This is a genomic window from Dongia sp. (assembly GCF_041918875.1).
Lineage (GTDB): Bacteria > Pseudomonadota > Alphaproteobacteria > Dongiales > Dongiaceae > Dongia.
The window spans coordinates 1-13,851 of sequence record NZ_JAYRUV010000013.1 but is presented as its reverse complement, the minus strand read 5'-3'; the positions used below and the strand labels follow the sequence as shown (position 1 = coordinate 13,851).

Genomic DNA, 13,851 nt, shown 5'->3' with positions numbered 1-13,851 from the left:
ATTTCGTGTTGGATTTCGCGGTCTAGCATGCCGATGCCGCCGCTGCCAAACCCGAGAGGGCGTCCGTCACACTTTTGTTCGCCACTTTCATCGGCTAGTGTCGGGCAATGATTCAGCCGCGTTCGGCCAGGAGTACCCGATGAAGATCAATGTCGACATAGATTGTTCGCCGGAAGAAGCCCGCGCTTTTTTCGGCCTGCCGAATGTGGCGCCGATGCAGGATGCGGTGATGCAGGAAGTGCAGGACCGGGTCATGGCGGCCATGAAGGGGACCGATGCCGAAACCCTGCTCAAAACCTGGATGCCGGCTGGAATAGCCGGGCTCGAGCAGATGCAGAAAATGTTCTGGCAGGCTTTCGGGCAAGGGGGGCCCATGGGCGACTCCAGGGGCGGCAATAAAGAGAGCGGCAAGTAAATTGGCCGACCGTTCCAGGCCGGGCGATCCGGCGCCTTATTTCGAGACCCATGTCTTTGCCTGCGTCAACGAGCGGCCGGCCGGCCATAAGCGCGGCTGCTGCAAGTCGCGCGGCGCCGAACCCTTGCGCAATTACATGAAGGCGCGCGCCAAGGAGCTGGGCCTCGACAATGTCCGCATCAACCAGTCGGGCTGCCTCGATCGGTGCGAGCTGGGGCCGACCATGGTGATCTATCCGGAAGGCATCTGGTACTCCTATCACTCGGTCGAGGATGCCGAGGAGATCATCCAGCGCCACCTCATCAAGGGCGAGCGCGTCGAACGGCTGATGCTGCGGCCCGAAGACAAGCGGCCCGAAGACCGCCTCGTCAAAGCGGAGCAATGAGCGACACGATCTACGCCCCCGACACGATCTATGCACTGGCGACCCCGGCCGGAAGATCGGGCGTAGCCATCTTCCGTCTCTCCGGCCCGGGCGCTGCCGAGGCGCTGCAAAAGCTGACGGCCAAGGCATTGCCCGCACCGCGCATGGCGGTGAGACGGCGGCTGTTTGCCCCTCCCCTCGAAGAACAAGCCCTCCCACCTTCAGGGGGTAGGTCAGGAGGGGGGCATCTCGGTGGAAAGAGCCGTCACTTGCGGCCCCCCACCCAACCCTCCCCCCTGAAGGTGGGAGGAGATGTCGACCCCATTCCCCTCGACGATGCACTTGTCCTTTATTTTCCGGGCCCCGCGAGCTTCACCGGCGAGGATGTGGTGGAGCTGCATATCCATGGCGGACAGGCGATCATCGCCGCCGTTGCAAAGGCGCTGAGCGGGCTCGGCCTGCGCCTCGCTGAAGCGGGCGAGTTCACGCGGCGCGCTTTCGATCATGGCAAGCTCGACCTTCTCGAAATCGAGGGTCTTGCCGACCTTATCGCCGCCGAAACGGAAGCGCAGCGCCGGCAGGCCCTGCGCCAGGCGGAGGGCGAACTCTCGGCACTCTATGAAAGCTGGCGCGGGCCCCTGATTTCGGCACTCGCGCGGATCGAGGCGGCGATCGATTTTCCCGACGAGGATCTGCCCGAGGGCCTGACGAGCATGGTCGACGAGACCATGCGCCTGCTGGCCGACGCGGTCGAGCGGCATCTCGCCGACGATCATCGCGGCGAGATGCTGCGCGAGGGACTTTCCGTCGCCATCCTCGGCGCGCCCAATGTGGGGAAGTCCAGCCTGCTCAACCGCTTGGCCGGGCGCGAGGCCGCGATCGTTTCGGCGCGCGCCGGGACGACGCGCGATGTGATCGAGGTGAAGCTGGATCTGGGCGGCTATCCGCTCCTCATCGCCGACACGGCGGGCCTGCGCGACAGTCCCGACGAGATCGAGCAGGAGGGGGTGAAGCGCGCCCTCAAACGGGCGGAATATGCCGATTTGAAACTCATCGTTTTCGATGGGGCGACCTGGCCGGATTTCGACGAGCAGGTCGCGGCGCAGATTGACGCCGAGGCGATTGTCGTATTGAACAAGGCCGAATTGAGCGCATATGAGACGCCGGAAATTGCCGGGCGGGGGCTCTTGCGGGTCTCGGCCAGGACCGGCCAGGGGCTCGACGCGCTGATGGCAAGCCTCGCCGCGAAGGCGGCCCGGTTTCTCAATGCCGGCAGCCAACCGGTACTCACCCGGTTGCGGCACCGGTCGGCGCTGGAACGGTGCCTGGGTGCCCTGCAGCGCGGACTTGACGCGCGGGTGATAGAGTTGAAGGCCGAAGACCTGCGCCTGGCTGTTCAGGCCCTGGGCCGGATCACTGGCCGGGTGGAGGTCGATGATGTTCTCGATTTGATCTTTCGGGAATTCTGCATCGGCAAATGAAAATAACCAAGCCGTTGAAATATATGGTGAATATGAAATTGTTTCACGTGAAACATGAATGCTGAAGTGAAATTCGATATCGTCGTCGTGGGTGGCGGCCATGCCGGAACCGAGGCCGCCGCCGCCGCCGCGCGCCTGGGCGCGCGCACCCTGCTGCTGACCCACGATCCCGCCAGGATCGGCGAGATGTCCTGCAACCCGGCCATCGGCGGTCTCGCCAAGGGCCATCTGGTGCGCGAGATCGATGCGCTGGACGGGATCATGGGCCGGGCCATCGACCGGGGCGGGATTCAGTTCCGCATGCTGAACCAGTCCAAGGGTCCTGCCGTGCGCGGCCCCCGCGCCCAGGCCGACCGCAGGCTCTATCGCCAGGCCGTCCAGGCGCTGCTGGCCGAGCAGGCGAACCTCGCCGTGGAGGCCGGTGCCGCCGGCGACCTGGAGGTCGACGGTCAGGGCCGGGTTGCCGCGGTCATCACCGAGGCTGGAGCACGCATCGCCTGCGGCGCCGTCGTGCTGACGACCGGCACCTTCCTCAATGGCCTCATTCATTGCGGCGAGGAGCGCGTCCCGGCCGGGCGGGTGGGCGAGGCGCCTTCGAAGAAACTGGCCGAGACACTGCACCGGCTGAACCTGCCCATGGGGCGCTTGAAGACCGGCACGCCGCCGCGCCTCGATGGGCGCACGATCGACTGGAAATCGCTGGATTCCCAGCCCGGCGACAATCCGCCGGTGCCGATGTCGTATCTGACGGCTGAAATCGCCACGCCGCAGATCGCCTGCGGCATCACCTATACAAGCCAGGCCGGGCACGAACTCATTCGCGGCAATCTCCACCGGGCGCCCATCTATTCGGGCCAGATCGAGGGGACGGGGCCGCGCTATTGCCCCTCGATCGAGGATAAGGTGGTGCGCTTTGCCGAAAAGGACCGGCACCAGATCTTCCTGGAGCCGGAAGGGTTGGACGACGACACCGTCTATCCCAACGGTATTTCGACCTCGCTCCCGGCGGATGTGCAGCGCGACCTCCTGAAGACCATCGCCGGCCTCGAACATGCCGCGATGCTGCGTCCCGGCTACGCCATCGAGTACGATTTCGTCGATCCTCGCGCCCTGAAGCCCAGTTTGGAACTGAGGGCGCTCCCGGGCCTGTTCCTGGCCGGCCAGATCAACGGCACGACAGGCTATGAGGAAGCGGCGGCGCAGGGGCTGATGGCCGGCCTCAATGCCGCGCGCCTTGTGGGCGGAAGCGGGCAGGGCGTCACCCTCGACCCATTTACGTTGGACCGGGCCACCGCCTATATCGGCGTCATGATCGACGACCTTGTTTCACGTGGAACGGCGGAGCCCTACCGCATGTTCACCAGCCGCGCCGAATACCGGCTGCAGCTCCGCCAGGACAATGCCGACCAGCGCCTGACGCCCCTGGGCCTCGCCTGGGGATGCGTGGGAAGACCGCGCGAAACGGCCTTTTCCGCCAAGATGGCGGCGCTGGACGCAGCGCGGGCGCGCATGCGGACCCTGTCCGCGACCCCCAACGAGTTGCGCGGCCAGGGCCTCAACATCAACCAGGACGGCCAGCGCCGCACGGCGATGGGGCTGCTCGCCTATCCGGAAATCGATCTGGCGCGCCTTGCCGCGATCTGGCCGGAGATCGGCGGTTTGGCACCCGATATCGCCGAGCAGATCGAGATCGACGGCCGCTATGCCGGATACCTCAAGCGCCAGGATGCCGACATCCTGGCCTTCAGGAAGGACGAGGCGCTGCTGCTGCCCGAGGATCTGGATTACGACCGGGTCCCCTCGCTCTCGGCCGAGGTCCGCGAAAAGCTGAAGAAAGCCCGCCCCGCCTCATTGGGCGCCGCCGGCCGCATCTCCGGCATCACCCCGGCGGCGCTCACCATCCTGCTCCGCCACGCCCGCCGCCAGCGCGCGGAGCGGCAATCGGCTTGAGTATCCGCGGCGGGAGTTTTCAGTTGCAGACACCCCCTCTCCCTAACCCTCCCCCACGTTGGGGGGAGGGGACTCCATCCAGTTTGAATTCCGCTGCTGGCGCTAGCTCGGTGGAACCCCCTCTCCCCAACGTGGGGGAGGATTGGGGAGAGGGGGTTAAGCGATGACCCCCGCTCAATTCGCCTCGGAAATGAACCGTCTCGGGCAAAATGTTTCACGTGAAACATTTTCCAGGCTGGAGATTTATGACGCCTTGCTGCGGAAATGGCAGGCCAGGATCAATCTGGTGGCCAAGGACAGTCTCCAGGATCTCTGGCGGCGGCATTTCCTGGATTCCGCGCAGCTCCTGCCCTTGCTGCCGCCCGGCAACGATCCGGTCACGGATCTGGGGTCGGGGGCCGGCTTTCCGGGCCTGGTGCTGGCCATCATGACCGAGCGCCTGGTGCATCTCGTCGATTCCGACCAGCGCAAGAGCGCCTTCCTGCTGGAATGCGCGCGCCAGACCGGCGTGCTCCCTCGGGTCAAGATCCACACCACCCGGATCGAGGCGGCAGCTGCCTGGAAGGCGCCGATCGTCACCGCGCGGGCGCTGGCAAGCCTGGACCAGCTGCTTGCCTGGGCCGAGCCTTACCTCACGCCCGAGACGGTCTGCCTGTTTCCGAAGGGCGCCAAGGCCGAAGATGAATTGACCGGGGCGGGAAGCTCTTGGAATATGACGACGACACGCCACCGGAGTCTGACGGATTCCAGTGGCGTTATTCTCAGACTCTCCAACATCCAGCGGCGGGGTTCCCGGTGACGAGCGAGCGTAGTTCAATGCAGCCCCGCATCATGGCCGTCGTCAACCAGAAGGGCGGCGTGGGGAAGACCACGACGGCGGTCAATCTGGCGACCGCCTTGGCGGCCTGTGGGAAGAAAGTCCTCATCGTCGACCTCGATCCCCAGGGCAATGCCTCGACCGGTCTGGGGCTGGAATCGGCCCAGCGCGCAACCGGTTCTTACGAGGTGCTGGTGGATGGGGCGAGCATCGCGGAGGCGACGCAACCCACAATTGTGCCCAACATGTCGATCGTGCCGACCACGCCGGATCTCGCGGGGGCCGAAATCGAGCTCATCGACCTGGACCGGCGCGAATACCGCCTCAAGGACGCGCTGGCGACAGCCGATCTTGCCTATGATTTCGTCCTCATCGATTGCCCGCCCTCGCTTTCGCTCCTCACCTTGAACGCGATGGTCGCGGCCGATTGCGTGCTGGTGCCGCTGCAATGCGAGTTCTATGCGCTGGAAGGCCTCTCGCAGCTCATCAAGACGGTCGAGCGCGTGCGCCAGCATTTCAATCCGGTGCTGGAGATCCAGGGCGTGGTGCTGACCATGTACGACAAGCGCTCCAGCTTGAACGAGCAGGTGGCGGCCGACGTGCGCGCGCATTTCGGCCCCAAGGTCTACGAGACCGCGATCCCCCGCAATGTCCGCATCGCCGAGGCGCCAAGTTATGGCAAGCCCGCCTTGCTCTACGACATACGCTGCGCCGGTTCGCAGGCCTATATCCATCTGGCTTCCGAACTGCTGCGGCGGGAACAGGGATTGCAGGGAAGATCGCTGAAGGTGGCGTGACGAAGGCCCCCTCTCCCTAACCCTCCCCCACGCCGGGGGGAGGGGACTAGACCGAGCTCCGACTTCTTCTCCCTCCCCCCAACGTGGGGGAGGGTCGGGGAGAGGGGGGAGCGACTGAAGACTTACAGCCGACGAAGAAGAAAACGATCATGGCGAAGAAACATCTGGGCCGCGGGCTCTCGGCGTTGCTGGGGAATGATCCGGTGGTTGCGGCGACGACCAGCGACGGGCTGAGTGCGCCGGTCGCTGGCCAGCGCCAGGTGCCGATCGAGTTCCTGCATCCGGGCAAGTACCAGCCGCGCGGCAGCTTCAATGCCGCCGCGATGGAAGACCTCGCGCAATCTATCCGCAGCAACGGCGTGCTGCAGCCCATTCTGGTGCGCCCGCATCCCAACCGCCCCAAGGGCGAGTTCGAGATCATCGCCGGCGAGCGGCGCTGGCGTGCCGCCCAGATGGCGCAGCTCCATGAAGTGCCGATCGTCGAGAAGAGCCTCACCGACCGCGACGCGCTCGAAATCGCGCTCATCGAAAACGTCCAGCGCCAGGACCTCAACCCGCTGGAGGAGGCGGAAGGCTATCGCCGCCTGATGGACGAGTTCAGATACACGCAGGAAGAACTTTCGACGCGCATGGGCAAGTCGCGCTCGGCCATCGCCAACCTGCTGCGCCTCATGGACCTGCCCGGCGCCATCCGCTCGATGCTGGCCGACGGGCGCCTGACCGCCGGCCATGCGCGCGCACTGTTGAAATGTTCGGACCCGGTGAGCCTCGCCTCCGAAGTGGTGGCGCAAGGCCTGAACGTGCGCCAGACCGAGCGCCTGGCTGAGAACTATAAGCCCAAATCGCTGCTGAAAACCCTGAAGGCCAAGAAGGCGCCGAAGGAAAAGGACGCCGACACCAAGGCCCTCGAAAATGACCTCTCGATGAAGCTGGGCCTCAAGGTCGAGATCGACTTCAACGGCAAGGGCGGCAGCGTCATCCTGCACTATAAGAGCCTCGACCAGCTCGACGGAATCATCGCGAAGCTGGGGTGAGGCGCGGCGGCGGCCCACACCCGTCACTTGGCGCCCCCCTCCCAACCTCCCCCCTGAAGGTGGGAGGAGAAGGGAGAAAGCCCTCCCACCTTCAGGGGGGAGGGCCGTCGGCGAATGCCGACATGCGTCGGCGGGAGGGGGTCCGCCACAAGCTCGCTCCCTCAGAACACCGTGGCGATATCCTCGCCCAGCGCGATCTTGCCGGCGTAGGTTGCTTGCGGGCCCTGTTGCATCGGGTGATAGCGGGCGCCCTGGATGTCGCGGAAGAGACGTTCCAGTCCATTGTCGCGGTAGAAGGCGGCACCGCCCGCCGCTTCCATCGCCAGTTCGACCGCGGCCAGTGCGTGGCGCGCCACCAGGGTGCGGGCGATCATCGTTTCGTTGGTGGTCGCGGCTGAGGGCGAAGCGGTTTCGGCAAGCCGCACCATCGCCGCATGCGCCATCTGGGCCGCGCGCAGTTCCGTATCCATGCGGCCGACGAGCGAGACCACATGATCGCTCGGCCGGCGCTGACCCGCCATGGCAACGGCACGGTCGCGCGCATTCTCCGCGACACCGAGATAAGCCGCGTAGATGATCGGGAAGGCGATCATCGAGATGATGTGGAAGAGCGGATGCCATTCGCCTTGTTTGCGTTTGAGGGCAACGCCTTCTTCCGGCACCACATGGCCGTCGATCATCACATCATGGGAGCCGGTGCCGCGCATGCCCATCGACTTCCAGTTGCCGAGCACTTTGACATGCGGCGATTTCATCGGAATGCCGAAATGGAGCACGCAGGGCCCTTCCGGCGCATCTTCCCAGACGGCACCGGTCATCAGGATGTCGCCGATGGGCGAGGCGGAAGTGAAGGCCTTGCGGGCGGCGATGCGATAGCCGCCCTCGACCTTCTCGGCCTTGCCGGAACCGGCGACCCAGTCCGAACCGCCGCTGGAAAGCAGGACCAGCCTTTCGGCGGCGACGCGCTTCAGCAGGGGCGCCACGGGCGCCGCCTGCTGTCGCACCCAGCGCCAGGCGGGAATCGCGACCTGGTGCGTGTGCATGGCAAAGGCAAGGGCGGTCGAGCTGCAATGATGCGCCATCTCGCGCAGCATGGCGGAAAGCTCGGCGACGCCGGCGCCGCCACCGCCCAGATCGGCCGGCACGCCGGCCTCGACCAGGCCGGCTGCCTTAAGTTCCGCGAAATTCGCGGCAACGAAGCTGTCGCTATCGTCGGCCGCTTGGATGCGGGCCGCGAAAGCGGGGCCGAGGCCGCGAACCTTCGCGACAAGGTCGGTGGCGCCGGTATCGGCAAGGGGGGCCGGAAAATCCGGCTTGATGGCGGCTTGGGCTGCGGGGGTCATGACGGGTGGCTCCTTATGTCTTTTTCCGATGGCGTTTCATCCCGCGTTCATCTCAACCACCATCGGGCCGCCGGCTTCCAGTCCTGGATCTGTAGCGAAGCGCTCGCCCGATATGGGTCCGATGCAGCCGGGCCTGGCGGATGCCCCGATTGCTTAGCGTTCCGCGCCGCGGGCGCCGTCTACCGATCGGTAGACGCTTCAGAATCTGTATCGAGGTTATGAACACCCATCTCGGGCCCCTTCATGCTATAGATTGCAGCGTTGCAACCGGCTTCCGAGACATGAATGGAGGAAGCTCATGGACATGCAGGCATCGGCCAAGGCAGTGGCCGCCAGGAAATCGGCCGAGGATCGCGAGGGAGGCGGGTACGGGCAGTTCTGCCCGGTGGCCATGGCGGCGGAGATTTTCTGCATGCGCTGGACACCGCTGATTCTGCGCGAGCTGCTGGCCGGCAGTCGGCATTTCAACGATCTGAAGCGCGGCCTGCCGCGCATCTCGCCCACACTTCTCTCGAAGCGGCTCAAGGAATTGCAGCAGGGCGGATTGCTGGAAACGAGCGGCGCCCAATATATCCTGACGCCGGCCGGCGAGGATCTGCGCAACCTCGTCATGTCGCTGGGCTTCTGGGGCGCGCGCTGGGTCGATACGCAGAAATCGCTGAAGAATCTCGACCCGTCGCTGCTGATGTGGGACATGCGGCGCAACCTCAACCCGACACCCTTGCCGCCGCGGCGCTGCGTCGTCCAGTTCACCTATCCCGAACTTTCCAACCGGCGCGACTGGTGGCTGGTGATCGAGCGCGGCAATGTCGATCTCTGCCAGACCGATCCCGGCTTCGATGTCGATCTTTATGTCGAGACGTCGCTGAAATCGATGACGGCGATCTGGATGGGCATCACCAATGTCGCCACCGAAATCGCCGGCGGGCGGATGGACCTCAGCGGCGACAAGAATATCTCCCGCATGATGCAGAGCTGGCTGGGTTTGAGTCCGTTCGCCAAGGCGGGGTGAAGGAGCGGGATCGCGGCCTTCGGCGCAGTCCTATCTCTTCCCGGCCATCACCGCTATCTCCATCAGGCCGCGGCGGGTGAGGGTGTCGGCGAATTGATGCTGGCGCATGGCTTCGGCCTCAATCTCGGAAAGGCGCAGCAGCGCGTTGCCGATGGCCTCGATATTCCAGCGGCGGCACTGGCTCTTGAATCCGTCGACCGCCTTCCAGAAGACCGGCGGGCGCAGGCCGCCCATGGCGGCTTCCAGCTGCTCGCCGCGCGCCACGCGGCCGGCCACCTGATGCAGGCGCATGAAATGGCGTGCCACCGCGCGGATGAGGGCGATTTCGTTGGTCTCGGCGAGGTTGCGTTCGATCTGCCGTTCAAGCGATTTGAGATCGCCCAGGCCGATCGCCTGGCAGAGATCGTCCTGGCCGATCGCCGCCATGTCGCCGATGCAGGCCATCGCTGCGTCGAGCGAGACCTTCTTTTCGGGACCCATATAGAGGACGAGCTTGTCGAGCTCGGCGCGCGTGATGCCGCGATCGCCGCCGAGATTGGCGGCAAGATAGGAAAGCGCGTCGCGCTCGATCTCCAGCCCCGCGGCCTTGAGATGCTGCGTGATGAGGCCGGGCAGGGCGCCGGCCTCGTCGCGGTAGCAGGCGATGGCGGCGGCATGCGGCGCATTCTCGAACAGGCGTTTCAAGCTGGACTTGCCGCCGATATCGCCGGCCTCGATGACGACGAGGCACTGGGCGCTGTCCTTATGGTCGGCAAGGAGTGCCGCGAAAGCGGGCTCCAGCGCGTCGGTGACGCGCGTGACGCGCACCACGCGCCGGCCGCCCATCATGGCGATGGCGCGTGCCTCGTCGATGAGCCGCGCCGGGTCGGCCTTGATCTCGTCGCCGCTGAGTTCGCTCAGGCGGAAGGGGTCGTCGCCTTCACCCAGGATGGCGCGACTCATCACCCCAGCGCGCTCATGCACCATGCCTTCGTCGGGACCGAAGATCAGCGCCGCGGCGATATTCGGCGCCGGGTCCTTGAGGAATTTATCGAGCGGCTGCTTGTCGAGTTTCATGGATGGATTTGGCGGGATCGGAGCGCTGCCCCCTCACCCCGACCCTCTCCCCGCAAGCGGGCCGAGGGAGCTTCGAACGAGTGCGCTGCAAAGCCCCTCGCCCCTCCGGGGAGAGGGGTTGGGGTGAGGGGGCTGCCGATGACAGCCTCACCCATGCGTGGCGAAATAGCTGGAGATGCGCAGCTTGATCAGTTCGGCGAGCTGCCGCGCGGTGCGGTCGCGGGCGTCGTTGCGGGCCTCGAGATCGGTATAGGGATCCTGCAGCACGGTATAGGCGACGATCGAGCGCGTCTTTTCCTTGACGAGCTCGTTGCCCTTGGCATCGCGGAGCGCGAAATTCGCCTTGAGGACCAGATCCTCGCGCCGCGCATCGCCTTCTTCCGCCGTGACCGTGCGGTTGATGGCTTCGGAGAGTTCGATGGTCAGCGTGTAGGCGGGCGTCGCCGGCTGGCCATAGGGATTGAAACCGTCGCGCAGCGCATTGTGCAGGATCTGCGAGGTGCGCGCATCGTACTTGGCGCGGCCGGCCTGGGCGAACTCGCCGAAGGGGGCGGCGTCGCGTTCCCAGAACGGTTCCTTGATGGCGACCGCGGCGAGGTTGGCATCGACCGTCGCATTGCCGCTGGGCGTGACGCTCGACTTGCCGTAAAGCGGCTTCCAGCCGCAGGCGGACAGGAGGGGTGCCGCCGCCTGAAGGGCGGTTCCGGCAAGACCAAGGCGGATGGCGTCTCTTCTAGACCACGACATTGACGATCCTGTTCGGCACCACGACGATTTTCTTAGGGCTCTTGCCGTCGAGGGCGCGGATCACCGCATCCTCGGCCAGGGCCGCCGCTTCCGCGATCTTGGGCACGCAATCGCGCGGCAATTGGATGGTCGCGCGCAGCTTGCCGTTGACCTGGATAGCGACGGTAGCATGGTCGTCGATGATAAGCACGGGATCGGCTTCCGGCCAAGCGGTCTCGGCCAGAAGCGTATCGTGCCCCAGGGAAGCCCACATTTCCTCGGCCAGATGCGGCATCATCGGGCCGATGAGCTGGGCGAGGGCTTCGAGGGCCTCCTTGCGGGCATAGAGGCCGGCCTCGTCGGCGAGATCGGAATCCTTGATTTCCGAGAGAGTGTTGGCGAATTCGTAAAGCTTCGCCACCGCCCGGTTGAAGCGGAACTTCTCGATATCCTCGGAAACGCCGGCGATGGCCTTGTGGGTGGCGCGGCGCAGCGCCAGGGCCGCTTCCGGGAAGCTCCCCGGCTGGCCACCCTTGGCGCCCTTGAGGGCAGGATGGGCTTCCCGCCAGAGCGCGCCGAGGCGCCACAGGCGCTGGGCGAAGCGCCAGGCGCCCTCGACGCCGGAAGCCGTCCATTCCATGTCGCGCTCGGGCGGGCTGTCGGAAAGGACGAACCAGCGCGCGGTGTCGGCGCCGTAGCCGCCGATGATGACATCGGGCGCCACCACGTTCTTCCTCGACTTCGACATCTTCTCGGAACGGCCGATTTCGATGGCCATGCCGGTATCGGTGCGGATGGCGCCCGTGCCGCGTTTCTCCACTTCATCCGGCAAGAGCCATTCGCCGCTTTCCGGATCGCGGTAGGTCTCGTGGCAGACCATGCCTTGCGTGAAGAGGCCGGCGAAGGGCTCGTCGAGCTTGACCAGGCCCACCTGCCTCATGGCGCGGGTGAAGAAGCGCGAATAAAGAAGATGCAGGATCGCGTGCTCGACCCCGCCGATATACTGGTCGACCGGCAGCCAGTAATCGACCAGCGCCCGGTCGACCGGCTGGTCATGGCGGGGGCTGCAGAAGCGCGCGAAATACCAGGAGGAATCGACGAAAGTGTCGAACGTGTCGGTCTCGCGCACGGCCGCCTTGCCGCAAGTGGGGCAGGCGACATGCTTCCAGCTCGGATGGTGATCCAGCGGATTGCCGGGCTTCTCGAAGGTGACATCGTCGGGCAGCAGCACCGGCATGTCCTTTTCCGGCACCGGCTGGGGCCCGCAGGCATCGCAATGGATGATCGGGATCGGGCAGCCCCAGTAACGCTGGCGGCTGACCAGCCAGTCGCGGAGGCGGAAGATGGTGGTGGGTTCGCCGTCGCCCTGTTCCTTGAGGGCTGCGCCGGCCTTCTTCTTCGCCGTCTCGGTGTCGAGCCCGTCGAGGAAGCCGGAATTGTAGATGGTGCCGTCATCGGTATAGGCGGTGTCGCCGATGGCGAAGGTCGCGGGGTTCTCGCCCGGGGGCAGCACCACGGGAATGACGGGCAGGCCGTATTTGCGGGCGAAATCCAGGTCGCGCTGGTCGCCGGACGGGCAGCCGAAGATGGCGCCGGTGCCGTATTCGATGAGGACGAAATTGGCGATGTAGACGGGCAGCCGCTTGCCCGGCATCAAGGGGTGTTCGACTTCGAGGTTCAGGCGATGCCCGCGCTTCTCCTGCGCCTCGACCGCGGCCTCCGACGTGCCGGCGGCGCGGCATTCACTGATGAAGGCGGCTACCGCCGGGTCCGCCTTGGCGGCCGCTTCGGCAATCGCATGGTCCGGCGAGACGGCGATGAAGCTGGCGCCGAACAGGGTGTCGGGCCGCGTCGTGAAGACCTCGATCCTGCTGTCGGACCCGGCGATCCTGAAGCGTACATGGGCGCCGGTCGATTTGCCGATCCAGTTTTCCTGCATCAGGCGGACCTTGTCGGGCCAGCGGTCGAGCGAACCCAGCGCGTTCAGCAGATCGTCGGCATATTCCGTGATCTTGAGGAACCATTGGCTGAGCTTGCGCTTTTCCACGGGCGCCCCGGAGCGCCAGCCCCTGCCGTCGATCACCTGCTCGTTGGCGAGCACGGTATGATCGACCGGATCCCAGTTGACGAAGGCCTCCTTGCGGTAGGCGAGGCCCGCCTTGAAGAAATCGAGGAAGATGCGCTGCTGCTGGGCATAATAGCCCGGATGGCAGGTCGCCAGCTCCTTCGACCAGTCCAGCGCCAGGCCCATGCGCTTCAATTCGGCGCGCATGGTGGCGATATTGTCGTAGGTCCAGCGCGCGGGATGAATCTTCATGTCGCGGGCGGCGTTCTCGGCCGGCAGGCCGAACGCGTCCCAGCCCATGGGATGCAGCACGTTGAAGCCTCGCGCGCGCTTATAGCGGGCGACGACATCGCCCATCGTATAGTTGCGCACATGGCCCATATGGATGCGCCCCGACGGGTAGGGAAACATCTCCAGGACGTAATATTTGGGCTTCGTGGTGTCGGCGGATGCGGCAAAGCAGTTGCGGGCCTTCCAGGCCGCCTGCCATCTGCCTTCCGCCTCGTGGAAATTATATCGCGACATGATCACTAATTCTTTGCCGGACCCTGAGGTCACCTTTTGGAGTTCGATTTCGCTGCCACTCAAACCCTCTCCCCTCGCGGGAGAGGGTTGGGTGAGGGGGCGCTGGCATTCAGTCTCGTTCGACCCACCCCCTCACCCCGACCCTCTCCCGCGAGGCTACGAGATTCACACATTTCGGAGGTTCCAGCCATGCTTGATTGCATGGAACTGATTGAGACCTCTGAGCATGACGATGGGGCCTGGCTTTCCGTAGTATCCGGTCCATC

Annotated in this window: 12 protein-coding genes; 8 read left to right on the top strand and 4 right to left on the bottom strand. The window is 65.2% G+C overall.

All coding sequences use genetic code 11. From position 1 onward, the window contains the following. Nucleotides 1-139 precede the first annotated feature (139 nt). From ACE3TY_RS14430 to ACE3TY_RS14400, 7 genes are all read left to right on the top strand, one after another. Entirely contained in the window at nt 140-415 is a 276-nt protein-coding gene (locus ACE3TY_RS14430) for a DUF6489 family protein (RefSeq protein WP_374654129.1), read from the top strand. Between the two features lies 1 nt (nt 416). Then, the gene (locus ACE3TY_RS14425) at nt 417-800 is read left to right on the top strand and encodes a ferredoxin (RefSeq protein ID WP_374654127.1); all 384 of its coding nucleotides are present in this window, start codon (nt 417-419) and stop codon (nt 798-800) included. Next, nucleotides 797-2,260: a tRNA uridine-5-carboxymethylaminomethyl(34) synthesis GTPase MnmE gene (gene mnmE, locus ACE3TY_RS14420; protein WP_374654125.1), complete on the top strand. Its 1,464-nt coding sequence runs from the start codon at nt 797-799 to the stop codon at nt 2,258-2,260. Before ACE3TY_RS14425 ends, mnmE begins: the two co-directional genes overlap by 4 nt. Nucleotides 2,261-2,314: 54 nt before the next feature. Then, nucleotides 2,315-4,210: a tRNA uridine-5-carboxymethylaminomethyl(34) synthesis enzyme MnmG gene (gene mnmG / locus ACE3TY_RS14415; protein ID WP_374654123.1), complete on the top strand. Its 1,896-nt coding sequence runs from the start codon at nt 2,315-2,317 to the stop codon at nt 4,208-4,210. A gap of 163 nt (nt 4,211-4,373) precedes the next feature. Beyond that, complete coding sequence (gene rsmG / locus ACE3TY_RS14410; protein ID WP_374654121.1) at nt 4,374-5,009, top strand: 16S rRNA (guanine(527)-N(7))-methyltransferase RsmG; 636 nt, start codon at nt 4,374-4,376, stop codon at nt 5,007-5,009. Between the two features lie 17 nt (nt 5,010-5,026). After that, the gene (locus ACE3TY_RS14405) at nt 5,027-5,824 is read left to right on the top strand and encodes a ParA family protein (RefSeq protein ID WP_374654119.1); all 798 of its coding nucleotides are present in this window, start codon (nt 5,027-5,029) and stop codon (nt 5,822-5,824) included. 149 nt (nt 5,825-5,973) lie between these two features. Beyond that, a complete protein-coding gene (locus ACE3TY_RS14400; RefSeq protein ID WP_374654117.1) occupies nt 5,974-6,858 on the top strand; it encodes a ParB/RepB/Spo0J family partition protein in 885 nt (294 codons plus the stop codon). A 161-nt stretch (nt 6,859-7,019) separates the two neighbouring features. Here the strand turns inward: ACE3TY_RS14400 and ACE3TY_RS14395 are convergent, their stop codons facing one another. Further along, entirely contained in the window at nt 7,020-8,201 is a 1,182-nt protein-coding gene (locus tag ACE3TY_RS14395) for an acyl-CoA dehydrogenase family protein (RefSeq protein WP_374654115.1), read from the bottom strand. Between the two features lie 298 nt (nt 8,202-8,499). Here ACE3TY_RS14395 and ACE3TY_RS14390 point away from each other — a divergent pair, with 298 nt between their 5' ends. Then, on the top strand, nt 8,500-9,213 hold the full coding sequence (locus ACE3TY_RS14390) for a winged helix-turn-helix transcriptional regulator (RefSeq protein WP_374654113.1): 714 nt from the start codon (nt 8,500-8,502) through the stop codon (nt 9,211-9,213). A gap of 30 nt (nt 9,214-9,243) precedes the next feature. Here the strand turns inward: ACE3TY_RS14390 and holA are convergent, their stop codons facing one another. The 3 genes from holA to leuS all read right to left on the bottom strand — a co-directional run bounded on the left by holA (nt 9,244) and on the right by leuS (nt 13,585). After that, the gene (holA, locus tag ACE3TY_RS14385) at nt 9,244-10,269 is read right to left on the bottom strand and encodes a DNA polymerase III subunit delta (protein ID WP_374654111.1); all 1,026 of its coding nucleotides are present in this window, start codon (nt 10,267-10,269) and stop codon (nt 9,244-9,246) included. Nucleotides 10,270-10,416: 147 nt separating this feature from the next. Then, complete coding sequence (gene lptE / locus ACE3TY_RS14380; RefSeq protein WP_374654109.1) at nt 10,417-11,016, bottom strand: LPS assembly lipoprotein LptE; 600 nt, start codon at nt 11,014-11,016, stop codon at nt 10,417-10,419. Further along, the gene (leuS, locus tag ACE3TY_RS14375; RefSeq protein WP_374654107.1) at nt 11,003-13,585 is read right to left on the bottom strand and encodes a leucine--tRNA ligase; all 2,583 of its coding nucleotides are present in this window, start codon (nt 13,583-13,585) and stop codon (nt 11,003-11,005) included. The genes lptE and leuS overlap by 14 nt, the downstream gene beginning before the upstream one ends. Nucleotides 13,586-13,851: the final 266 nt, after the last annotated feature.